Annotated in this window: 16 protein-coding genes; 11 read left to right on the forward strand and 5 right to left on the reverse strand. The window is 44.6% G+C overall.

Features of this window, described 5'->3' with window-relative positions; genetic code table 11:
• The first annotated feature begins 51 nt into the window (after positions 1–51).
• The 5 genes from aroB to IQ457_RS13105 all read left to right on the forward strand — a co-directional run bounded on the left by aroB (position 52) and on the right by IQ457_RS13105 (position 10,770).
• Positions 52–1,167, forward strand: a complete 1,116-nt coding sequence (gene aroB, locus IQ457_RS13085) for a 3-dehydroquinate synthase (protein ID WP_200663833.1) — start codon at positions 52–54, stop codon at positions 1,165–1,167.
• Positions 1,168–1,339: 172 nt separating this feature from the next.
• Positions 1,340–2,467, forward strand: a complete 1,128-nt coding sequence (locus tag IQ457_RS13090) for a hypothetical protein (protein ID WP_200663834.1) — start codon at positions 1,340–1,342, stop codon at positions 2,465–2,467.
• Positions 2,468–3,284: 817 nt separating this feature from the next.
• Positions 3,285–7,748: a glutamate synthase large subunit gene (gltB, locus tag IQ457_RS13095; protein WP_200663835.1), complete on the forward strand. Its 4,464-nt coding sequence runs from the start codon at positions 3,285–3,287 to the stop codon at positions 7,746–7,748.
• Between the two features lie 135 nt (positions 7,749–7,883).
• A complete protein-coding gene (locus tag IQ457_RS13100; protein WP_200663857.1) occupies positions 7,884–9,305 on the forward strand; it encodes an FAD-dependent oxidoreductase in 1,422 nt (473 codons plus the stop codon).
• Between the two features lie 229 nt (positions 9,306–9,534).
• Entirely contained in the window at positions 9,535–10,770 is a 1,236-nt protein-coding gene (locus tag IQ457_RS13105; RefSeq protein WP_200663836.1) for an FUSC family protein, read from the forward strand.
• Positions 10,771–10,902: 132 nt separating this feature from the next.
• Here IQ457_RS13105 and IQ457_RS13110 read toward each other — a convergent pair whose 3' ends face one another.
• Entirely contained in the window at positions 10,903–12,024 is a 1,122-nt protein-coding gene (locus IQ457_RS13110; RefSeq protein WP_200663837.1) for an ABC transporter substrate-binding protein, read from the reverse strand.
• 383 nt (positions 12,025–12,407) lie between these two features.
• Here IQ457_RS13110 and IQ457_RS13115 point away from each other — a divergent pair, with 383 nt between their 5' ends.
• The gene (locus IQ457_RS13115; protein ID WP_200663838.1) at positions 12,408–12,671 is read left to right on the forward strand and encodes a hypothetical protein; all 264 of its coding nucleotides are present in this window, start codon (positions 12,408–12,410) and stop codon (positions 12,669–12,671) included.
• An 88-nt stretch (positions 12,672–12,759) separates the two neighbouring features.
• Here IQ457_RS13115 and IQ457_RS13120 read toward each other — a convergent pair whose 3' ends face one another.
• The 3 genes from IQ457_RS13120 to parC form a co-directional block, all read right to left on the reverse strand.
• On the reverse strand, positions 12,760–13,587 hold the full coding sequence (locus IQ457_RS13120; protein WP_200663839.1) for a Cof-type HAD-IIB family hydrolase: 828 nt from the start codon (positions 13,585–13,587) through the stop codon (positions 12,760–12,762).
• A gap of 194 nt (positions 13,588–13,781) precedes the next feature.
• Positions 13,782–14,759, reverse strand: coding sequence for an NYN domain-containing protein (locus IQ457_RS13125; RefSeq protein WP_200663840.1), 978 nt, complete (start codon positions 14,757–14,759; stop codon positions 13,782–13,784).
• Positions 14,756–17,056 carry a DNA topoisomerase IV subunit A gene (gene parC / locus IQ457_RS13130; protein ID WP_200663841.1) on the reverse strand — a complete coding sequence of 767 codons (2,301 nt, stop codon included), beginning with the start codon at positions 17,054–17,056 and terminating at the stop codon, positions 14,756–14,758. Before parC ends, IQ457_RS13125 begins: the two co-directional genes overlap by 4 nt.
• Before the next feature lie 741 nt (positions 17,057–17,797).
• On the opposite strand from parC, the gene IQ457_RS13135 reads away from it, so the two are divergent.
• From IQ457_RS13135 to IQ457_RS13155, 5 genes are all read left to right on the forward strand, one after another.
• Complete coding sequence (locus IQ457_RS13135) at positions 17,798–19,525, forward strand: AMP-binding protein (RefSeq protein WP_200663842.1); 1,728 nt, start codon at positions 17,798–17,800, stop codon at positions 19,523–19,525.
• Positions 19,526–20,067: 542 nt separating this feature from the next.
• Positions 20,068–21,789, forward strand: a complete 1,722-nt coding sequence (locus tag IQ457_RS13140; RefSeq protein WP_446737549.1) for an AMP-binding protein — start codon at positions 20,068–20,070, stop codon at positions 21,787–21,789.
• A 225-nt stretch (positions 21,790–22,014) separates the two neighbouring features.
• Complete coding sequence (gene rph / locus IQ457_RS13145) at positions 22,015–22,731, forward strand: ribonuclease PH (protein ID WP_068403634.1); 717 nt, start codon at positions 22,015–22,017, stop codon at positions 22,729–22,731.
• Between the two features lie 73 nt (positions 22,732–22,804).
• Positions 22,805–23,296, forward strand: coding sequence for a hypothetical protein (locus IQ457_RS13150; RefSeq protein WP_200663844.1), 492 nt, complete (start codon positions 22,805–22,807; stop codon positions 23,294–23,296).
• A gap of 343 nt (positions 23,297–23,639) precedes the next feature.
• Positions 23,640–24,488 (forward strand): hypothetical protein, encoded by an 849-nt coding sequence (locus IQ457_RS13155; RefSeq protein WP_200663845.1) that lies wholly within the window; start codon positions 23,640–23,642, stop codon positions 24,486–24,488.
• Between the two features lie 265 nt (positions 24,489–24,753).
• On the opposite strand, the gene hemJ is transcribed toward IQ457_RS13155, so the two are convergent.
• The gene (hemJ, locus tag IQ457_RS13160) at positions 24,754–25,188 is read right to left on the reverse strand and encodes a protoporphyrinogen oxidase HemJ (protein WP_200663846.1); all 435 of its coding nucleotides are present in this window, start codon (positions 25,186–25,188) and stop codon (positions 24,754–24,756) included.
• Between the last annotated feature and the right edge of the window lie 92 nt (positions 25,189–25,280).

The following is a 25,280-nucleotide window of genomic DNA, read 5'->3' on the forward strand; positions in this document are numbered from 1 at the left end:
ATAAACAACGCCGCTCAATTTAATTCAATCCTCATACTTAAGGAGATTTTCATGGCAACGCCACTGTTTCATGCCAACTTAACAGTACAGACGAAAAGTCATGATTACCCTATTATTATTACTGAAGATAGTAATGCCATTAGCCCTAAAAAAAGCAGCATGGCAAGTCAAATCGCGCCTTATATTACCGGTCATCAAGTCCTTATCGTCACCAATAAGACGGTTGCGCCTTTATATTTAAAGGCTCTACAGGATGAGCTTGAAGCGCAGTTTACGGTCAAGGTTTGTGTGCTGCCAGATGGTGAGCAGTATAAAAACCAGACCAGTATTAACCAGATCTATGATGCGCTGATGGCAGAGCATTTTAACCGTGATGTGACCTTAATCGCGCTTGGTGGCGGCGTGGTCGGCGACATGACAGGATTTGCCGCGGCAAGCTTTATGCGTGGGGTCAATTTTATTCAAATCCCAACCACTCTGTTATCACAGGTGGATTCGAGCGTCGGCGGCAAGACCGGCATCAATCATCCGCAAGGTAAAAACATGATAGGCGCATTTTGGCAGCCGCAAATGGTGCTTGCCGATATGAGCACGCTAAAAACCTTACCCGCGCGTGAGCTATCGGCAGGCTTGGCAGAAGTCATCAAGTACGCGCTGATTATGGATGCAGAGTTTTTGACGTGGCTTGAGCACAATCTACCAGCGATGATGGCGTTAGATTTAGCCGTACTTGGCGAGGCAGTGAACCGCTGCTGTCAATATAAAGCCGATATCGTCGCCCAAGACGAAAGAGAGTCCGGCGTACGCGCTTTGTTAAACTTCGGTCATACTTTTGGCCATGTGATTGAAACCCATCAAGGCTACGGTAATTGGCTACATGGCGAGGCGGTCGCGGCTGGCATGGTGCAAGCGGCTGAGCTGTCGCAAAAGCTTGGCTGGTTAACAACTGCGGACGTTGAGCGTATTAAACGCGTACTCACCTTGGCAGATTTGCCGATTACGCCGCCCGCTATTGACGTACAAACGGCTTTAGGTTTGATGGGTCATGATAAAAAAGTCAAACACGGACAAATCCGCCTTATTTTGTTAAAATCATTAGGTAAAGCGGTATTGACCAATGATTTTGATGCCAAGCTTTTGACCGAAGTTTTGTCGCAGCATCAATAGTACAAGCTCGTGAAGTATTCAGTAGGTAAGTAGCACGTTTAATTTATCAGTTAATATATAATCGTTAAACGCTTAAAATAATCATTTTAACCATTATTTTTTTAAGACCATTATTATATAAAACTCTTTTATAAGTATCTTTTTACAAGTACCCTTTTCCAAGGACCTCTCCATGGCAGCATCACGCTCGACGACTCGCACAGCTGGGCAGAAATATCGCCGTCAAGCACTGATCTGGCTGATAGCAACCCTGCTATTGGGCGTGTTTACCGCCTTAGTTTGGATGTTTAGCCAAACGCCAGCGATGGGTGCTAAGATTGAGAATGAGCCAATTTCAGCGCCACAAACCTCAACCGCTGAGCTTGAGCAGCCGCTAAAGATAGAGTCTTTGCATGAGCTCGATACAGACGTGCAGCCGATTAGTTTTGATACCACGGTTAAAGACTTACGCAGCTATCCTGATGAGTTTAAAGACAAGCGTTATCTGCTCGCTAACAAAGGCAAGTGGACAGTGCAGGTGATGAATGTCGCTGAAAATGATGTCATTGTCAGCTATTTAGAAAGCCGAGAAGATCGCGATAAGTTCGCTTATTTCCGCTACCTCGATGAAAATGAGCAGGTACGTTATATGCTGACTTACGGGCTGATGAGCAGTCCACAAGAGGCGGTCGGTGCCGCGAAATTGATAGATTTTAAACTACCTGCAAATGTACGCGTCTTACCTGAAGAGATCAATCGTTACGTCAGTATCATCGATAATTATGAACGTCCGGATCCGGTTAAGGACTTGAGCACCAAGCGCACGCGCAATGTAAACTTGCGCCCAACCAAACGCGAAGTACCAGTACGTCAACAGACACAAACGTCTGATGACAGTAATGGCCAAATGGTAAATAATAATGCCAATCGCGGCGCACAAGATGGCGCTAATGAAAGCATACGTCAGTCAGATGATACTTCTGACACTTTGATTGTCAATGAAGAGCGGACGGTCGAGATCGAAGGACAACCAACGACCACGCACTCCTCTACAGATACTAACCGTAAGCCTGAAGCAACCACTGGCAATGCAACAAATAATGGCTCAAGCAATAATAATGCACCGAAAAAACCGCCGGTGGTTGAAGCGCCTAAACCACCGAGCGCCAATGCAAATAGTAACGCCGCCAATAAAAATACCAACGCTGCTGGCAAAAACCCCAATGCCAACGCAGCTGGTAAAAACCCCAATGCTAATGCTAACGCTTCAAAAGGCAATAATGACAGCATCAAAGAGCTTATAGAGGAAAAAAGTAACTAACTTCACCGAGCATACCGTTTTATAAACGCTCCTGTCGTATTTTATGGCAGGGGCTTTTTTGTGAACGATTTATTTACTATTAAAAAAGCTTAGTAACGCTTACAAGAGCGGCTTTGAATAAGTAATTATTCTCAATAGTTAGTCATTAATACGACTTTAATAATATATTTTTTTACAAAAACTAGAGTATGAGTTGATAGAAAAGACTAGATTTTTTAATCATCATTAACTAAGATAACTGAGGGCGACGTTCTGTATAGTTATCGTAAATTGTTATTTCATACCTCGATATGGTCGTTTCAAGCGCTGCTACTTGCTACCTATTTAAGCTTATCGCAAGTGGCGCAACTCCTCATTTTATCCCGATTGGGATTGTTAAGGCGCTTGAATGTAGAGCGTCTGATATTCATATTTGACGGCGGTTTAACCTATTCATCGCCAATTTATCCATAACTTTCTTATCAGCTGCTTTGCTTATTGTCCATTGGAGGGGTTAAGGCGTCACCGTTTTTATTAACGTTTACGCCGCTCATATTGAGTTTTTAACCGTTAAAACAGACATAAAAGTAAGTAGAGTCCGATAAGAATTTAGGTATAGATGTCTTAGCGGTAACGTTAAATCAATCGCTGTGATGGTTATAAAATAAAGAGAGTCGTGATAAGTATTTTTATCACCCTCAAAACGCTTGCACTATTTTCTCCGCTTGCGCTTTGTTAATCCGCTTATGTGAATATATTTAGCCCGTTCTGCCCGCGGAGTTTGGTTGCTACTTCATATTGAAAGTATAGGCCGTCCGCTCACTCAAAAGGACAAGCTATGTCAATGATTTCCTCCTCTACGCATTTGGCGGCGCCAGATGACTTCTCTGATAATTGCGGCTTTGGTTTGATAGCTCATATCGAGGGCCAAGCCAGTCACGATTTGGTAAAAACAGCTATTCATAGTCTAAGTTGTATGACCCATCGCGGCGGTGTTGCAGCTGATGGTAAGACTGGCGATGGCTGCGGTTTATTGCTGGCAACGCCGACGGTATTTTTTAGCGATATAGCCGCTGAGCAAGGCTTTACCCTGACTGCTGATTTTGCCGTTGGCATGGTGTTTGTCAGTTTGGATGAGACAAAAGCGCAGTATAGTCAGCAGGTGCTTAATGAAGAGATTGCCGCCCAAGGTTTAGCAGTGGCGGGCTGGCGCGATGTACCGCTTGACTTAAGTATCGTTGGTGAGATTGGGCGTCAGACATTACCTGGTTTTCAGCAGATATTTGTCAATGCACCAGACGAGATAGCGGCCGATGACTTTAACCGCAAATTATTTGTCGCCCGTAAAAAAGCCGAACAGCGTCTGCATGATGACGAGTTATTTTATGTTTGTTCATTAAACTGTCAGACCATTATCTATAAAGGTTTGGTCATGCCATCAGACCTGCCAGCGTTCTTTTTAGACTTACAAGATACGCGTTTGGCCTCGCATATCGTGGTCTTCCATCAGCGTTTTTCAACCAATACCTTGCCGCGTTGGCCCCTAGCACAGCCTTTTCGCTATCTGGCGCACAATGGTGAGCTTAATACCATCACCGGCAACCGTAGCTGGTCTGAAGCGCGCACGCCAAAATTAAAATCTGATAAATTGCCCAATTTAAGCGAACTAACGCCATTGGTTAATAGCACCGGCTCAGACTCATCAAGCTTAGATAATATGCTAGAGGTGCTGATGTCGGGCGGTATGAGTTTATTCCACTCGATGTCGATTCTAGTACCACCCGCTTGGCAAAATGTCGATAGCATGGATATGGACTTGCGCGCGTTTTATGAGTTTTACTCGCAGCATATGGAGGCGTGGGACGGCCCAGCAGGGCTAGTGATTCAAGACGGTCGCTATGCGGTCTGTATGCTTGACCGTAATGGTCTGCGGCCGTCGCGTTGGGTGACCACCAAGAACGGCTATATCACGGTGGCCTCAGAAGTCGGCGTTTGGGATTATGCGCCAAAAGATGTGATTGCTAAAGGGCGCGTTGGGCCCGGTCAGATGTTAGTTATCGATACCATGACTGGTCAAATTATGGATACCAAAGCGATTGCGACGTTACTGAAAAAAGCACATCCGTATCGTAAATGGCTGCGCGAAGAAGCGACGCGTATTCGTGATGATGAGCGCTTAGAAGAAATGCTTGCCGCCCAAGCCTGCCGCGGTGAGCCGCTAAAAGCTTTGCAAAAAATGTATCACATCACCAATGAAGAGCGCACTGAAATCATTCGTCCTAATGCCGAAAACGCGCAAGAACCCGTCGGCTCGATGGGCGATGATACGCCGATGGCGGTGCTATCGCAGCAAATACGTCATGTCGGTGACTTTTTCCGCCAGCAGTTTGCGCAGGTGACCAATCCACCGATTGACCCATTGCGCGAGTCCATTGTGATGTCGCTACAGACGTGTCTTGGTGCCGAGACCAACGTGTTTGCGCCGTCAGCACGCGACGCGCATCGTATTATCTTATCGTCGCCGGTTTTATCAGCCAGTAAAATGCAGCAGCTTGAAAATTTGGCTGATCCGGCGTTTCAAATGGCGCGCATCGACTTAAACTACGATGCCAATCTTGAGCTAGCAGCCGCTATTAAAGCCATTTGTAAGCAAGTGGCAAGCAGCATCCGTGCGGGTTACACTTTGATTGTGTTGTCTGATAAGAATATCGCAGCCGACAAACTACCGGCCAACGCCATTATGGTCACAGGTGCGGTGCATCATTATCTGATTGCCCAAGGTATTCGTACCGATGCCAATTTAATTATTGAGACTGGTCTAGCTCGTGACTCACATCAAGTAGCGGTACTGATTGGCTTTGGTGCGACCTGTGTGTATCCGTATCTTGCTTATGATGTCATCGATGATTTGGTTGCGACGGGTGAGCTGCTTGGTGATCCGATTCAAGCGCGGGTCAATTTCCGTAAAGGCTTGGATAAAGGTCTGCTGAAGATTTTATCAAAAATGGGTATCTCTACCATTGTCTCGTATCGCGGCGCGCAGTTATTTGAAGCGGTTGGTCTTTCTGAAGAAGTCGTTAACTTATGTTTTAAAGGCGTGCAAAGTCGTATTAAAGGTGCAACCTTTGCTGATTTGGCAGCAGATCAAGCGCAGCTCGCGGCTAACGCCTTTAAGCGTCGTGCACCACTTGATCAAGGTGGCTTATTAAAATTTGTCTTTAATAAAGAATATCATGCCTTTAACCCTGATGTGATTAATAGTCTACATATGGCAGTACGAACTGGTAATTATGACAATTACCGTCAGTATGCAGAAATCGTCAATAGCCGTCCGGTCGCCACTTTGCGAGATTTATTACAGCTTAAAACCGACAATCCGCTTGAAGTAGACGAGGTTGAAGATATCTCAGCAATTTTATCCCGCTTTGATTCTGCTGGCATGTCTTTAGGGGCATTGTCACCCGAAGCGCATGAAGCCATCGCTATTGCTATGAATACCATTGGCGGTCGCTCAAACTCAGGTGAGGGCGGTGAAGACCCTGTCCGTTACGGCACCTTGCGCAACTCAAAAATCAAGCAAATCGCTTCTGGTCGTTTTGGGGTCACACCTGCCTATTTGCGCTCAGCAGAGGTTATGCAGATCAAGGTTGCTCAAGGGGCAAAACCGGGTGAAGGTGGTCAGCTGCCAGGCGGTAAGGTCAATGCTTTGATTGCGCGACTGCGTTATTCAGTGCCGGGTGTGACGCTCATATCACCGCCGCCGCATCATGATATTTATTCGATTGAGGATCTGGCGCAGCTTATTTTTGATCTCAAGCAAGTCAATCCTGATGCCTTAGTTTCGGTCAAGTTAGTCTCGCGTTCAGGCGTTGGTACGATTGCGACGGGTGTGGCAAAAGCCTACGCTGACCTAATTACCATCTCAGGTTATGACGGCGGTACGGCAGCATCGCCACTTTCGTCCATCCATCATGCTGGCTCGCCGTGGGAGCTGGGGCTTGCTGAAACGCATCAATCGCTACGGGTCAACGGCTTGCGTGATAAAGTTCGTATTCAAACCGATGGCGGTCTAAAAACGGGTCTTGATGTGGTCAAAGCCGCAATTCTTGGGGCAGAAAGCTTTGGTTTTGGCACCACGCCGATGATTGCCGTTGGCTGTAAATACTTGCGGATTTGCCATCTTAATAACTGTCCAACCGGCGTTGCCACCCAAAAAGCCCAGCTACGTGATGAGCATTTCATCGGTGAAGCGGAAATGCTGATTAACTTCTTTAAATTTGTCGCAACCGAAACGCGTGAATGGCTTGCCGCTCTCGGTGTACGCAGTATGGAAGAGCTGGTCGGACGCACTGATTTGCTTGACGTATTAGAAGGCAATACCGATAAGCAGCGTCATTTGGATTTAACGCCGTTATTGTTTAGTCATCCAGCGAGTAGTGGCAAAGCGCAAACTTGTCAGGTGGCGCGCAATGAGCCGTTTGATAAAGGCTTGCTTGCTGAGCAAATGATTAACGATATGCTGCTGAGTATCCGTCAAGGGAACGGCGGCGATTTCAGCTATGCCGTCGGCAACTGTGATCGCTCTATCGGCGCGCGTATCTCTGGCGAGATTGCGCAGGTCTGGGGCAACCTTGGTATGAGTGATAGGCCCATTAAACTGCACCTAAACGGTACCGCAGGTCAGAGTTTGGGGGTCTGGAATGCAGGCGGTTTGCATATTGAGCTAGAAGGCGATGCCAATGACTATGTTGGTAAAGGCATGGCGGGCGGTGAGATTGTCATTTATCCACCGCAAGATTCAAGTTTCACCACGCATGAAACCGCCATCATCGGCAACACTTGTCTGTATGGCGCAACTGGTGGCAAGTTGTATGCGGCGGGTACAGCAGGCGAGCGTTTCGGCGTCCGTAATTCGGGTGCTCATGCGGTTATCGAAGGCACGGGCGACCATTGCTGTGAGTATATGACCGGCGGCATCATTACCGTTCTTGGGCGTACGGGGCTGAATTTCGGCGCAGGCATGACCGGCGGCTTTGCTTATGTCCTCGATATGGATGGTGACTTTTTCGACCGCTGTAATCATGAACTGATTGATTTAAACCGTATCTCAAGCGAGCAAATGGAAGGTCATCGTATTTACTTGCAACAAGTGATTGAAACCCATGTTGATAAAACGGGCAGTGCGTGGGGACAAACCATCTTAGCGGACTTTGAGCATTACGCGCGTAAGTTCTATTTGGTGAAACCCAAAGCGGCAAACGTTGCGACCCTGCTTAAAACCACGACGGCTGACCCACAATAAGTGAGACAGTAAGAGGTTTACAAGCAGTTTAATTCATAGGTTTTCAGCAGGTAAATGACAGCCTCTATCCGTAAATTTGCCTCATTTAGGCTGCAGATATTGGCTGTCGTTACCCACTATAAAAGAGACAATACCATGGCAAAACGCTTAGAAAATAGTTTTCAGTTTTTAGATGTACCGCGCCTTGAGCCGATTAAAAAAGACATCGTTACGCGCTCAACAGAGTTTGTAGAAATTTATCAGCCGTTCGATAGCGAATCAGTAGCGCAGCAATCGCACCGCTGCCTTGAGTGCGGCAATCCATACTGCGAGTGGAAATGTCCGGTACATAATTACATTCCCAACTGGCTTAAATTAGCAAGCGAGGGACAAATATTTCAGGCAGCAGAATTGTGTCATCAAACCAATACGTTGCCTGAAGTTTGTGGCCGTGTCTGCCCGCAAGACCGCTTGTGTGAAGGCGCTTGTACGCTAAACGATGGCTTTGGCGCGGTCACCATCGGCAATGTTGAGAAGTATATCAATGACACCGCTTTTGCCCTTGGCTGGCGTCCTGATATGTCCGAGGTGGTTTGGACGGATAAAAAAGTCGCTATTATTGGCGCAGGACCTGCAGGACTGGGCTGCGCCGATATCTTAGTCAGAAATGGGGTCAAACCTGTTATCTTTGATAAGCGTCCTGAGATTGGCGGTTTATTAACCTTTGGTATTCCAGAATTTAAAATGGAAAAAGACGTCATGCGTAATCGCCGTGTCATTTTTGAAGGCATGGGCATGGAGTTCCGTTTAGAGACCGAAATCGGCAGCGACGTCAGTATTGACGAGTTGTTAAGCGAGTACGATGCGGTATTTATGGGCATGGGCACTTATACCTATATGCGCGGCGGCTTTGCAGGCGAAGAGCTAGAAGGCGTCTACGATGCGCTAGATTATCTGATAGCCAACGTCAATCGCTGCAATGACTGGGAAAAAAATCCAGCAGACTATATCGATTTAAAAGGTAAAAAAGTGGTGGTGCTAGGCGGCGGTGATACCGCGATGGACTGTAACCGTAGCAGTGTGCGTCAAGGCGCGCAGCAAGTGGTTTGCGCTTATCGCCGTGACGAAGAAAATATGCCCGGCTCTCGCCGTGAGGTGGTCAATGCGCGCGAAGAAGGCGTTGAGTTTTTATTCAATCGTCAACCGACCGAAATCATTGGCTTAAATGGCAAGGTAAACGCGGTTAAGGTGATTACCACGCATTTGGGCACGCCTGACAGTCATGGTCGCCGCCACCCTGAGCCCATTCCTAACTCAGAAGAAATCATACCGTGTGATGCGGTTATTCTGGCCTTTGGTTTCCGTCCTAGCCCTGCCGATTGGTTTGCCAGTCAGCAAGTCACAATGGACGGCTCGGGTCGAGTGGTCGCCGCCGAAAAACAAACCTTTAAATTCCAAACCAGCAACCCAAAAATATTTGCCGGTGGCGATATGGTGCGCGGCTCTGATTTGGTGGTGACGGCGATTTGGGAAGGTCGTGAAGCGGCAGAAGGTATTTTGGATTTCTTAGAAGTCTAGCTTTTAGAAGTCTAGTATTTGGCTATTGGTAGTTATTAATAGCCAAATCCAAATATGCTTTTTCATCATTTTTAAAATGAGGACACGCCTTTGTATGTTTATAACGTTGACGTCTTTTATCTTTACGGGATAAAAGGCGTTATTTTTTTGATAATTGCTTTATGAATGGTTAAGCTAGCAGTTATCATTTAAGCTACTTTTTATTTATTCATTATAAGAGACGCCCTGCGTGAAACCGACTTTTTGGCAACGATTTACCGCGCCGTTTGTAGAGCCTTACGCCCGCTATCAGCATGCCGATGTTTTGCATGCCATACGTTTGGGCGTGGCCGTGCTTATTGCCCTGTTGTTAAATGAGTTTACCCACTTGCCACATGGCGAGTGGACGACCATCACCGTGTTTGTGATATTGGGATTATTGCAATATCAAGGAGCGATTTATACCAAGGCCAAAGAGCGCATACTCGGCACTTTGCTCGGCGTGGTGGTCGGGCTGAGCTTTTTATGGTTGATTCAAGATACGGGCGGCTGGCTATGGTTATACTATGGGCTGATTGGTATTATCAGCGGTATTATTGGCTACGTAGCGGTTAAGCAGTTGGGCTATATCGGGCTGCTAACGGGTATTACCATGCTGATGATTGTCTCAAGCCCCGACCATAGTGATATCACCCAAGACGGTCTGTATCGCGCCATTAATATTTTACTTGGCGCAGGGGTTGCGGTCGCTGCGACCTTGATTTTACCGCTGAAATCAACGCTAATGTGGCGGTTTTTATTGGCCAGCAACCTTGAAACCTGTGGTAATTTATACGCTGGGGTAGGCAATCATATTGATGCCGAGATTTTAGTACCAAAACCCTTTAAATATAGTAAGGCGACCAGTTCAGCCAGTATTATTTACCCAAAAAATCCGGCTGTACCAGATACACCCGTTAATAAATCTTTGGTCAAAGCCCTACAAAAAATCAATAAGCGCCTGCTTGCCGTACGCCCGCATATCGCCGCCACAGCGAGCGAATCTGGCATTGATAAAGAAACGCTAGAGACCATTCAGCGTACCCATCGCAATATTATTGGTACGATTGATTTATTATTAAGTGCGGCGCCGCGCTTGGCAAATATCGAAATTGACGATGAAAACCATATTTTACTGATTCATTATCAGCACGAACTGACCCAAGCGATGCAGCATATGGCGGCGGTATTACGCAGTCCAAATGATGAAGTGTTTCGCCCGATTACTCGTATCGCGGTATCAGAATATCCAAGTGTGGAGAAATTAGGCTTTGAGTGGCAAGGCTATTTTTGGCTCACCCAAACGCTGCAAGTACAGTTACAGCGCCTTAGTGAATTATTGCAAACCACCCAGCCGCAATGGTTTGCTGCCTCTGGGTTGCGCTATCAGCGCCGCGAGCAGCGCCGTATCGAGCATAAAGGCAGCGAAACCGATTTGCACTTATAAATAAAAGCCAAATAAAAAATAGCAACCAAATAAAAGACAAATAAAAAACGCTGACTCTATAAAGTCAGCGTTTTTTGGATAGATAATAGGCATCTAAAACAGCAATTAATAAATGTGTATTAACTTACAGAATTAACGCCCTGTTTTAAGCTTATCCCAATACTGCTGATAAACTTGCAACGCTTCATCACCGACATCTTCTTGAAACTCCGCTTTTGCCAATACTTCTTTGCTTGGATAAATGGTTGGATTGTTGCGCACCTCTTCTGGCATCAGCTCACGCGCGGCCATATTCGGCGAGGCGTAACCAATCTCTTCACTGACGATTTTAGAGTTCTCAGGACGCAGTAAATAATCAATAAATTTGTGCGCTGCGTCGACTTGTTTGGCGTTTTTTGGAATAACAAAGTTATCCATCCAAAGAATAGCCCCTTCAGTTGGGTATTTATACACCAAGCTAGTCAAGCCTTCGTTATTGGCGATGATGGCTTCACCATTCCAGCTCATACCAACCGTGGTTTCGCCTTCCATATAGGGCATGCGCGAGGCGTCCGAGTTGAAGGTTTTCACATTTGGCATCAAGGTCGTTAGCTTCTCGTAAGCGGCTTTGATTTCCTCAGGATTTTTACTATTACCTGAATAGCCAAGGGTCAATAGCGCCATGCCAAACACTTCGCGCATGTCATTCATTAGCATCACTTGACCTTGATACTCAGGACGCCATAAGTCATTCCAGCTATTTACGGTGGCAGGATCGACCGCTTCGCCATTGATGGCAAGGCCGGTGCTGCCCCACATATAAGGAATCGAGTATTTATTTTCTGGGTCAACCTTGGTATTGGTAAAGGAGGTATCAAGATTTTTAAAGTTGCTTAATTTGGATTTATCAAGCTCTTGTAGCAGTCCTTCTTTGGCCATTTTTTCCACATAATACGTCGATGGAATCGCTAAATCGTATTGGCTGGAATCATCAAGCAATTTAAGCTTAGCGTACATCGCTTCGTTCGAGTCAAAAGTGGTGTAATTGACCCGAATGCCGGTCTCTTTAGTAAAACCATCGAGGATTTCTTGCGGCATATATTCCGACCAGTTATACAGGTTTAACGTTTCTGCACTGGGCGCAGCGCCATCGGTAGCGGCATTATCTGATTTACTACAGCTCACAAGTACGAGCCCAACTGCCACGGCTAATAAGGCTTTTGGAAGCATGTGAGCGCTACGAGCGGCAGCACGCGACGATGATAAATGAGTCAAAATATCTCTCCTAAAATAAGAATGATGCAAAGCAAGAAAACCCGTAAAACAGGCACGATGCTAAATTTACAGCTATGTAAACCATTATGGCTATGATTGCGCATAATTTAAAGGGCAATCGTACTTAGCGTTTTACTAGTATCGTTACAGCTCAGGCGATTAAAAATGATATGCCAAATGATCATAAGTGATGACAAATGCTGATTTTTATCATGCTTGATTTAACAATAGCCTTTTATAGAATAAACAGATTTACCATAGCATCGTAGTCGAAAAGGCGACATGATAGGCCGGTTTTATGCCACTATAGTTGCCGTATAAGACTTTAAACAATAAAAATAAGACAATTTTACCCAATTTGAGTGAATTAAAAGAGGAAGACAATGAATAATCGTGTACGCGCTGGGATACTGATGGCTTTGATTGGCATCATAGGTTTTATGATGGTATTTAATTCGGGCTCGCCAACCCCAATCGTGAATTGGCCAGTTGAAACCTATCTGGGTTTGGCATTTACCATTGGCTGGTTAAGCCACGTACCAAATTGGCTGGCTTATGTGCTTGCAGCGTTGGTAATTATTTTAATCATCGTCGGATTTTATAAAGTCGGTAGCTGGCTTTATGGTTTAATGGCTAAGCGTCGTTAAATAGCGTCGTTAAACTTTGCTAGGACGTGCTCTTCTTTTAAAAAGGAGGATACGCCTTAGATAAATAGCGGTTTTTATATACTATTTATCAAGACGCTATATGAAATTGCTCGAGTACCGACTGGATGCCGCGCTCTTCAATCGTACCCGTGACAAAATCCGCGCGCTCAATCAACGCAGGCTGGGCATCGCCCATCGCTACTGCATAGCCGACCAAATCAAACATCTCTAAGTCATTCATGCCATCGCCAAACGCCATGCATTCAGTTGCATCTACGCCATAATAGCGACAGACGTCTTTGATACCGCGCGCTTTAGAGGCGTTTGCGGGCAGAATGTCTGCGCCAATATGATGCCAATGTACCAGTTTTAAATCGTCCTGTGCAAAGTCGATATCTTGCATTTTATCGAATTGATTGTTAAAAAACACTGAGCATTGATAAACAGGGTTTGATTGATAATAGAGTGGATCCACGATAGAGTTGGGCGTTTTGGCATTAAAATCACGCAAACGCTCATTTTCGTCTGACCAAGCAATGTGCGTCGCCGAGTCAAACTTATGAATCAGCTGACTGGTTTGGCATAACTGCACAATTTTGTCCGCTTGCTCAGCAGACAATGGATAATGGCTAATCAAGCCTTTATTATCAAAACTATATTGTCCATTCATACAAATGATGGCATCTAAGACATCCGCTTCGAGCAAAGCTAAAATATCCGCTGGCAATATCGCTTTAGAGCGTCCGGTCGAAATCACCAGTTTAATATCAGTTTTGGCCAGCGCTTCAAGCGTCGCTTGGTTGTGCGTAGCGATGATGCCATTACGGCTGAGCGTGTCATCAATGTCAAAAAATATTACTTTCGGCACTGGTAACGCCTGATTGATACTGGCTGGCGCCTTATCTACAATAAACATGAGTATCCTTTATATTTAAAAAACGACTGTATAGGTATTCAAAGCTAGTATAAAAAGTCGTTGGAACTTGCTGAATAATTTTAAATGTAGGGTGCGCCCAGCACACTATTTCCATACTTTATTAATCTTATCGGTGCGTGGAACGCACCCTACTCAAACTTTAGTCTTAATTTTCTTCAACCCATATTTATATATTAAGCGTTAACCCTAATAAGACTTTTATCAGTGCTAAAATTAACATACTTTGGGTCAATGGCTAAAATCTTTTGCTCAATTTCGTGTTCTGTAAGATGGTCTAAGAGTGGATTGTTAAGGGTTTGGCACTTTAATTGCTCAATAACATTAGATAAACCAACCCAATCTTCACTAACCTCATTCTCATTAGCTAATTTAATAATAGTTGTGCGAACGATATCAATAAAAGCAGGAAAGTTGAATTTTCTAACTAGCATATGACTGTCTTCAATCTTGCATTCGAACTTCACTAGCTTTTTTAATAACCCTGATAGCTTTGCACGTCCATAAGTACGTGTATCAAAATCTGGTTTAACATTATTAATATAGTTACCTATTACTGCTAAGCTAGCCCAACCTTCATCGTCAGAGTTATCTTTGATAGCTTTATAAATCAAATTTAGAGTAGAGATATCAATTTCAGCATTTCTATCATCGATTGACGCTGATTGTGAGATTATTGCTTTTTTATCAACCCTAACTATTGTTATGGAAGCCTTATTTTCAGGCTCAGGTAATAAGTTTTCTACATAAATAAACTTATCACAGGCATTTACAAATGATTTAACCGTACTTTTTTTCCCAAACCCATAAACAAGTAATCCGCTTTCACGAATGCGAGATGCTAGTGGCGTGAAATCACTATCACTAGAGACAATACAAAAACCATCGACGTCTCCTGCATATAGTATATCCATAGCGTCAATAACTAATTTCATATCTGTAGCATCTTTTTGAGTTACATAAGCAAATTGCTGTACAGGTGTAATAGCATTCGGCAATAGTTTATCTCGCCATGATTGAAGCGCTTCTACACTCCAATCACCATAAATGCGTTTGACACTAGCAATACCATATTTTGCAATCTCTTCTAGAATAGGCTCTATACTGCGGTGTGATGAATTATCAGCATCAATTAATACAGCAAATTTTTTCATAACCCAACCTCAACACTCGTCACATTCTGAAAGCCTCTTGGCAACTGTCCACCGCGATTACCGCGAGTGCCCGTATAATTAGCCAAATCATTAGGCTTTAGCGTCACATGGCGTTTGCCAGCGGTGATGACTAGGCTGTCTTGCTGACTGAGTGGCGTGATGGCAAGTACTTCTTCACCGTCTTTTAATTTGATCAGCTTATTACCCTTACCACGTGCCTGTTCAGGCAAGTCATCAAGGGCAAATATCAATAGATAGCCTGCATTGGTTACGACAGCGAGATGGTCAGGTGTGGCTGTTACCGCTTCACTATTATCGCCATTAGCTTCTGCATTAGCATCGATCTGCGCAACAGGTAGCAAGCGGCTATCAGTTGCTAGGTTGATGATGTTTTTACCCGCTTTTTGATTGCTATCGAGATTGCCAACGGTGTTGATAAAACCATAACCTGCTGAACTTGCGAGGATGATACGTTGGTTATTATCGCCCGTTAATAGTTGCTCAAAGCTCGCGCCTGCTGGCGGTTTGAGTACGCTGGTCAGCGGATCGCCTTGACCACGGGCCGAGGCGAGGCTATGCGCGTCGATACTATAGCTGCGTCCGGTACTATCGAGCACGTAGATTCTCTCATTGGATTTAGCACGTACATGCGCTTGATAGCTATCACCTGAGCGGTAAGTCATGCCAGCAGCATCGACGTCGTGACCTTTGGCAGCGCGAATCCAGCCCGCTTTCGATAGGATGGCAGTGACAGGCTCGCTTGGTACGAGGTCAGACTCTTTTAACGCTTGCGCTTCTTCACGTTCTGCCAATTGCGATACGCGCTCGTTGCCGTGTTCCTTCATGTCGGCGCTAAGCTCGTCAATCATCAGATTGGTCAGGCTGTCTGGATTGTTCAAGTATTCTTGAATGATGGCACGTTCGGCAGCCAGTTCATCTTGCTCGCGGCGCAGCTCAATCTCTTCTAGTCTTGCCAGCTGGCGCAGACGAATATCCAAGATAGCATTGGCTTGGATTTCAGTCAGATCATAGCCTTGCATCAATGATAATTTTGGGTCGTCTTCTTCGCGAATGATACGAATGACTTCATCGATATTCAGATAAGCAATCAGCAAGCCTGCGAGGATATGTAAGCGTTTATCAATTTTGTCGAGGCGATATTTCAGACGGCGCGTGACCACTGAGCGGCGACAGACGAGCCATTCTTCAAGGATTTCTTTGAGGTTTTTGACCTGCGGCTTACCATTTAAGCCAATCATATTCATGTTGACGCGGTAATTACTCTCAAGGTCAGTACTGGCAAATAAATGACTCATGACACGCTCGACATCGACGCGCGATGAACGTAGTTCAAGTACGATACGGCAAGCGTTTTCGTGGTCTGATTCGTCATGGATATCCGTTACCCATGGCAGCTTTTTATCCATCATGAGTTTAGCGATTTGCTCTTGAATCTTATTGCCTGACACTTGATAAGGAAGCGCGTCGATGATAACGAGGTTTTTTTCTTTTGGGTCGATATGGAAAGTGGCGCGCATTTTATAACTGCCACGACCGCTTTCATACATCGCCTGCAAGTCTTTTTTACTGGTGATGATTTCAGCAGGGGTTGGCAAATCCGGTGCGGGAATCGATTGGGTCAATTGCTTGACCGATAGCTCAGGGTTTTTAAGCAAGCGAATTGCCGCCCGTACCACTTCATTAAGGTTATGGGGCGGAATATCGGTCGCCATACCGACGGCGATACCCGTTGTACCATTCAATAAAATATTGGGTAGGCGCGCGGGCAGGGTGACCGGCTCTTGCATGGTGCCATCAAAGTTATCTTGCCAATCGACCGTGCCTTGACCAAGTTCGGCAAGCAAGGTATTGGCATAAGCCGACATCTTGGCTTCGGTATAACGCATGGCAGCAAAGGATTTGGGATCATCAGGGCTACCCCAGTTACCTTGACCTGTAATCAGCGGATAGCGATAACTAAACGGCTGTGCCATCAGCACCATCGCTTCATAACAGGCGCTATCGCCATGCGGATGGTACTTACCCAGCACGTCACCGACCGTACGCGCGGATTTTTTGGCTTTGGCAGACGATTTTAGCCCAAGCTCGCTCATCGCATAAACGATACGGCGCTGCACAGGTTTTAGACCGTCAGCGATATTGGGCAATGCGCGATCCATGATGACGTACATGGCGTAGTTGAGATAGGCTTGCTCGGTGAATTCCGCCACGGAGCGGGTATCCATCGGTTCATTAGGAATAATAGGGTCAATCGTATGATCAATAACATCGGACATAAAATAAGGTTCGCTTTTGATTCTTAAAAGAGGTTTTTAATCAGTTTATATAGGCAGTCCACTATAAAATAAGCACAGAGCTACTGGTATTAATTTTGCGCAGCCTCTGTCTGCGTAGGCACAGCAAGCAAGGAAAATGAATACCAGTAGCGCGTTATAATACTTGTACTAAGTTTATTTAGGACTGACTATATCGATAAAATAGGGAAAAATAAGATAGTGCTATCGTAAAGGATATTGGCAAAATTAAAAAGGGATAAGTCAGAATAGACGACAGGACGTGACGCGCTTGATATAACAGCTTTAATATCAAATATTGAGAATGAAGTATTGAGCAAAATAGAAATTTGACGGTTTCATAATTTTAGAAATGGTGGAAAATAGTGAAAAAACTGATAAATTTTTTAATAACAAATAAAAGTTTATTATATAAATAGTCGTAATTATAACCAATTTTAGTATTTAAGTCACTGATATTAATAAAGATAGATATCGTCAAGTAAGTTTAAGAACTTAAGTTTCAATCTTTTGTATTGAGTAGTTTGTATAAAGTGTGTATGTTAATCAACAAAGGGCTATTTACCGCTATATTGTTGATCCTTCGCCATATTTTATATCGTCAGCCGCCGCCATTACATGCATTATATCAATGGCTAGCTGTACGGCGATGTTTGGTATGTTTGACCTTTTCGATTAGGGATGGATTGATACCAGCACACTATTATTAGGAGCAGTAAGATTATGGAAAATCAAGGTAACGTAATTCGTCGCGATGACAAACCGTGGGTAAAAACTTACGAAAAACTTGGCATCCAATACGATATTGATATGCCACCCGCCAATACTTCTTTGATCGATATCCTCGAGCAGAATTTCGTTACCCATGCAGGCCGTACCGCTTTTGTGTGCATGGATGTGACACTTTCTTATGAAGATTTAGACCGTTATAGCAAACAAATTGCCGCGTATCTACAGTCGCTTGGCCTACAAAAAGGCGATAAAGTTGCGGTTATGATGCCCAATATTTTGCAGCTACCGGTTGCCGTATTAGGCGTGCTACGCGCTGGCATGACCTTGGTCAATGTCAATCCACTTTATACCACCAAAGAGCTTGAGCATCAGTTAAAAGACTCTGATACCAAAGTGCTATTTATCCTAGAAAACTTTGCCAAAACCTATCAAGACATCGGTAAAGACTTGGTTGATCACGTCGTCATTACCTCGATGGGCGATTTGATGAGTCCGTTAAAAGGCTTTATCGTGAATGCAGTCGTGCGCCATGTCAAAAAACTGGTGCCTGATTATAAGGTTAACGGTAGCGTAAACTTTAAAAAAGCACTCAATAAATTGTCTGTCAAAAACTATAAACGCCCAACCAATATCGGTCTTGATGACGTGGCGGTCCTACAATATACCGGTGGAACCACAGGTGTTGCCAAAGGCGCGATGCTGACGCACGGCAACTTGGTCGCCAACCTTATTCAATGTGATACTTATCTTGGCGATGCGTTTGATAAGTTCCAAGAGCGTAACGAGCAGCCGGTTATTATGACGGCCTTGCCGCTGTATCATATTTTCTCATTTACCGTTTGTGGTATGTACGGTTTATACAGTGGTTGTATCGGTTTATTGGTACCAAATCCACGTGATGGCGCAAGCTTGATCAAGGCTTATAAAGACTATCCACCGGCGTTTTTCCCAGCGGTCAACACGCTATTTAACGCGCTTGCCAACAGCGAAGCCTTCCAAGCATTGGACCATAGCAAGCTTGAGATGTCGATGGGCGGCGGTATGGCAGTATTAAAAGACACGGCGACTAAGTGGGAAAAAATAACCGGCAATATTATCGTGCAAGGTTATGGTTTATCAGAGACATCTCCTGTCGCGTCGGCAAATCCGCAAGGTACCGGCAAGTTCTCAGGAAATATCGGTCTACCGATGCCAGCGACTGACATGGCTATCTTGGACGAAGAAGGTAATGAGTTGCCAATTGGCGAGCGCGGCGAAATCTGTGTTCGTGGTCCGCAGGTCATGAAAGGCTACTGGAAACGCGAAGATGCGACGGCTGAGGTCATGACGGCTGATGGCTATTTCCGTACCGGCGATATCGGCGTGATGGATGAAGAAGGCTACTTTAAAATTGTCGATCGCAAAAAGAATATGATTTTGGTCTCAGGCTTTAACGTTTATCCAAACGAAGTAGAAGATGTGATGTCTGGTCATCCAAAGATTTTGGAATGCGGCGTTATCGGTATCGACGATGAAAAAAGCGGCGAAGTGCCGAAGATTTTTGTTGTGCGTAGTGATAGTAGCCTGACCGAAGAGGAAGTGCTTGCTTATGCCAAAGAAAACCTCACCGGTTATAAGCGTCCTCGTTATGTTGAATTTATCGACGAGCTGCCAAAGTCTAACGTCGGTAAGATTTTACATAAAGACTTACGCGCCCTAGAAGAAAAGAAACACGCTTAAACCGTTTCATATAATAAATAACCTAATACCAAATTTAGCGGGCTTTTTATAGCGCTTTATCAATACTGAGCATTGATAAAAATATCTTGATATTTGATAGGCGAATGGTGAAAGATGATAAGGTCTTATGCAAATGACCTTATCATTTTTTTTGTTTTTCTATAAGGGGTTGCTAGTATTCATAGAGAACTGGGCGCAAAACTGCTATAGTTCTTGCCCATAGATACTCTATTTAACAGGTGTATTTGACGATAAATGTAGAATATTATCGTCATAAATACCCTTAGACAGGCTCTATATGTCTCGAGATTTTTAACTTAAAAGTTTGTGAATGACAAATTCTCTTGAATAAGCAGTTTCTTATGTCATAAGACTTCTTATTCACAAGTTTTTGCTTTTATAACTCAGTGATTGTAAACCACGGTGATTCTATTTAATAAATTTTGATAGCAACTTACTAACAGTAATATTTAGGGAAGATTATGACGGACAGTACCAATAAAGAAGCCAAAAACCATAACGCTGCGGCAGATAGTCAATCAATGGTTGAAAATACCTTTCCTACCATGCCGACGATAGATAGCGACAGTCCGTGGTTAGGCGCGTATGAGCGCTATGGCATCAATGCAACCATCGATATGCCAGAAGACAATACGTCTTTACTGGAAGTGTTCGAACGTAATTTTAGCCGTTATGGGCAAAAACCTGCTTATATTTGCATGGGTTCATCAATCACCTTTAAGCAATTAGATTTATACAGCCGCCAAATCGCCAGTTATTTGCAGTCATTAGGATTGGTCAAAGGTGACAAAGTTGCCGTTATGATGCCCAACATCTTGCAGTATCCTATTGTGATGCTCGGTATCATCCGCGCTGGCATGATTTTGGTCAACGTTAACCCGCTATATACCAGTCGCGAGTTGTCGCATCAGCTAAACGATAGCGGTGCCAAAGCGTTATTTATCGTTGAGAATTTTGCCAAAACTTACCAAGAAGCCGAAGACAAAGGTCAAGTGCAGCACGTTATCGTCTGTAAATTGGGCGATATGCTTGGTTTGGTCAAAGGCACCGTCGTCAATCTTGTTGCGCGCCACGTGAAAAAAATGATTCCGGCTTACCGCTTGCCCGGTAGCACGAGCTTCAAACACGCGTTAAATGCTGTCTCTGCGAGTAAATATAAGCGTCCTGATTTAAACTTAAGCGATGTCGCTTTATTACAATATACCGGCGGTACCACCGGTGTTGCCAAAGGCGCGATGCTGTCGCACGGCAACTTAGTCGCCAACATGCTCCAAATCAGTGTCTTAATGAATAGCGCCTTCGACGACGATGTCGATGCCGATGACGTGATTTTGACCGCGCTGCCGCTATACCATGTGTTCTCGTTTATGGTTTGCGGTATGTACGGCATGTATCAAGGTTATGCTGGCTTGCTGATTCCAAATCCGCGTGATTTGGATGGCTTGATTAAAGAGATGGCGAAATATAAACCGGCATTTATCCCGGCGGTAAATACTTTGTTTAACGGTTTGGTCCATAAAGAAGGTTTTGCTGATTTAGATTTCTCTAATCTAAAAGCCTCGATTGGCGGTGGCATGTCGGTCTTGCCAAGCGTAGCAAAAGAGTGGCATAAAATCACTGGTCTGCCCATCGTTGAAGGTTACGGTTTGTCGGAAACCTCACCAGTAGTGGCCTTTAACCCGATGACCATCTCTGAATTTACCGGTAAAATTGGTATTCCTGCTTCTAGCACTGATATTATTTTAATCGATGATGATGAAAATGAAGTTGCACTCGGCGACCGCGGCGAAATCTGTGTCAAAGGGCCACAGGTGATGATTGGTTATCAAAACCGCCCACAAGAAACGGCTGAAACCTTTACTGCCAAAGGTTTCTTGAAAACGGGCGATATCGGTATCATGGACGAAAAAGGCTTTATCAAAATCGTTGATCGCAAAAAAGATATGATTTTGGTGTCAGGCTTTAACGTCTATCCAAATGAAATCGAAGAAGCCATGAGCGAGCATCCGAATGTGGTAGAATGCGGCGCTATCGGCATTCCTAATGACGAGCGCGGCGAAGATCCTAAGCTGTTTGTGGTCAAAAAAGGCGAGGTAACCGAGCAAGAGCTGATTGATTTTGGCAAAAAGCAATTAACTGGTTACAAGCGTCCGCGTCATATTCAGTTCGTAGATGAATTACCAAAATCAAACGTCGGTAAAATCCTGCGTAAAGAATTGCGTAAGATGGAAGGGTTAGAATAAGGTTGGCAGCAGACCTTTAACACTAAACTCTTGGCATCAAACTTTTAGCACTAAATCTTGCGAAAGTAGCGGCGTAATAGCTTGGTGATTCTTGCTATTGCGCCGCTGCCACGTTAGGATAACGTCATCTTTTCGCTTGCCAGCATAGCTGTTGACGGAGCGACGACCCTATTGTTTTATAACGCTTTATCACTTTGATTTTATAACATCGTACTAGGAAATTTTATGCGTATTGATAACCGTGAGCTTAACCAACTTCGCTCAATCAGCTTTGAGCGCCATTATACGAAGCATGCTGAAGGTTCAGTATTGGTCAGCTTTGGCGATACCAAAGTACTATGTACCGCGAGCGTGGAGGCGGGCGTACCGCGCTGGCTCAAAGGTAAAGGCAAAGGTTGGGTTACTGCCGAATACGGCATGCTACCACGTGCGACCAATACCCGAAACCAGCGCGAAGCAGCACGCGGCAAACAGTCAGGGCGTACGCAAGAAATTCAGCGTTTGATCGGTCGCAGCTTACGAGCAATGATTGATTTGGGTAAGCTTGGCGAAAACACCATCTATCTTGATTGTGATGTCTTGCAAGCGGATGGCGGCACGCGTACCGCCAGTGTGACGGGCGCGGCGATTGCCCTTATTGATGCATTAGAGAGCCTACAAAAAGCCAAAAAACTAAAAGCTGATCCGTTAATTGGTTTGGTCGCTGCGGTATCGGTTGGTATGAAAGACGGTGAAGCCTATCTGGACTTAAACTACGAAGAAGACGCCAGCTGTGATACCGATTTAAACGTGGTGATGACCCAAAAAGGTGAGTTTATCGAACTACAGGGTACGGCAGAAGAAAAACCTTTTACCCGCGCTCAAGCAGACGCTATGCTAATCCTTGCTGAAAAAGGCATCGCTGAGCTGATCGATATGCAAAAAACAGCATTAGGTTGGTAAATCTCTAAGCGTATTTTTAAGGTTTATTATTTCAATTTTTAACCATCCACTGCTCTTAAACAGGTAATCATGCATGCTAAAGCTGACCGATGACGGCGCCAAAATCACCTTGCAAGGTCAGTCGCCCGCAGCCGATAATGGGCTGTTTTGGTTTGGCACCGCATTGTTGGTTGGAGCGGTGGCGGTTGCTTTGGCAATGAGCTTGCTACCTGAGCGCTTAGCAATTGGGGCTTTGGCACTATTGATTATTGGTAGTTTTATTTTTAATCGTCAGCGCCAGCAGCGTAAAAAAACCATGAGCGGCGTTATTAGTAGCGGCGTCTTGTGGGTGCGCGATGGCGAGTTGGTACATGACCATCAAGGTAAACGCGCGCATATTCATCTGACCGCTGGCGACAAAATTACCTTAATTGGCGAGCAGCTACAAATTGTTGACTGTGATGACATTCTTAAATATCTAATCAGTGGCTTTGATAATATCCAAGAAGCAACCGCTGCCAAAGCCATCTTACAAGGTCAGGCTTTGAGCAAACGCCATGCCAATATCAAAATGAGCGATGAGTAAATTATTGATTAGCTTGCATCCTTTGGTCTGTTTTTCTATAAATAGTCTACAATCTGATAATAGCTAATTATCCTTCCTAAATCTCCGTTCATATTTCTAAAGCCGATATTTTTATAAAAACCAAGCCTCGTTTTACCACTTATCCTTAAAATTATACCTTTTATCGCTAACCTCAAAGCAATAGTACTTGCAGATTCCTGTACAAATGGTTTATAAGTAGGATTGAAAAATTTATCTTATTTACCGTTAATACGCTTATTGATGCCAGCTTATAAAGATCAAACTTTGTGAATGGTCAAAGCTCAAGCTAAGTCATCAATAATATGTCGCCAAGGAGTTGGTCATGTCGCGTTTGTCCTTTTGGTCAATCACAACGTCGAGCAGTGCATTATTATTTACCTTTGCTACAATTTTTCCGGTCAGCCAAGCAAATGCCGATAGCATGAGCGCCCTGATTGCACAAAAATCCGCCCAACCTAATTATAGCGCCCGATATACCCCAACGTACTCAGCGGTTCCTCCTGCTAAAATCACGACGCGCTCTACCATTCAACGCGCTGGCAATACGGCTAGCTATCGCTCGAATGCGAGCAGCGCGCAACCAAGTTATACGACTAATAGCGCGTCTAATAACAGCTACTCGAATAATTCGTATTCTAATCAAAATGCTTATATCGGTAACGCGCAAAGCAGTTATCGCTATCCGGCAGTCCAAGGCCAAGCGCCAACCGTTCTGCCGGCATTTTTATCGGGCAGTTATGATAATGTCGATAGCGAATATTTGCCGCTACTCAGTAATGCTGAAACCCAAAGTAGTCGGGCAGCGCGGGAAGTCATCAGCACCGCGCGCAAGATGGCGCTCAATGAGCGGACGATTATTAAAGGTGGCTGCTGGGATTATCTCAATGCGGTATTTAATCGAGCAGGGGTGAGCCGTAATACCATCCATAAAGGCACCTACGGACAAGGCCCTTATGCCAATAGCAGTGAGATAGAAGTCGGTGATTGGCTCTACTATATCAATCACGGCTACAATGGCGTCGAGCACAGCGGGCTGTTTGTTGGCTGGGTCGATGAGAATGCCAAGCAAGCATTGATACTTAGCTATGCTGGTGAAAACCGCCGTGAACCTGCGCGCTATCGTGTTTACGACTTAAGCAATGTTTATCAAATCATGCGGCCAAATGTTTAATATAGTAAGTGAAAAGTAATATCGATACATCACGCACTGCTGATATCAATTTTTTGTAGCCTCTGTCTGCGCAGGCACAGCAAGCAAAAAAATTGATATCAGCAATACCCTCGCGTTTTAGGATATTTTGACTATAGCGTTGATTTGAGCCAACAAGACTTAAAAAAAGCGTCCGTCACTTTAATAAGTAACGGACGCTTTTTTGTGAGTTTCAGACTCAAGATAAAAATACTTTTAAGGTAAGTCAGCTTTACTTTCCATTATTTTAAAAAGGTTTTACCACCACTAAAATGACGATAAAAATTAACGCAAATACGGGAATTTCATTAAACCAGCGCCAAAATTTATGTGATTTATAATGCGGATTATCAATCAGCTTTTTACGATAAAATCCGCAAGCGCCATGATAGCCTGATAGCAGTAATACCAATAATAATTTAACGTGTAGCCAGCCCTGAGTTTTATAAACATCCCAGCCCATTCCCAACATCCATAAACCAAACAACCAAGTGGCTATCATCGATGGCGTCATGATACCGCGATAGAGCTTGCGCTCCATAATGGCAAAGCGCTCGTGGCTGATGCTATCGTCACTCATCGCATGATACACGAATAGGCGTGGCAGATAAAATATCGCCGCAAACCAGCACACCATAGAGATAATGTGAGCCGCTTTAATCCAATTAAAATAGTCTGCCATCATTTTCTCTCTTACGTTTTAGTATTTTGTGCGCAATTTCTTAATTAATAATGTCGGCAAGCTTAGCGTAGATGACGCGATAATGGTAGCGG

This window comes from Psychrobacter sp. M9-54-1 (genome assembly GCF_016613355.1).
GTDB lineage: Bacteria > Pseudomonadota > Gammaproteobacteria > Pseudomonadales > Moraxellaceae > Psychrobacter > Psychrobacter faecalis.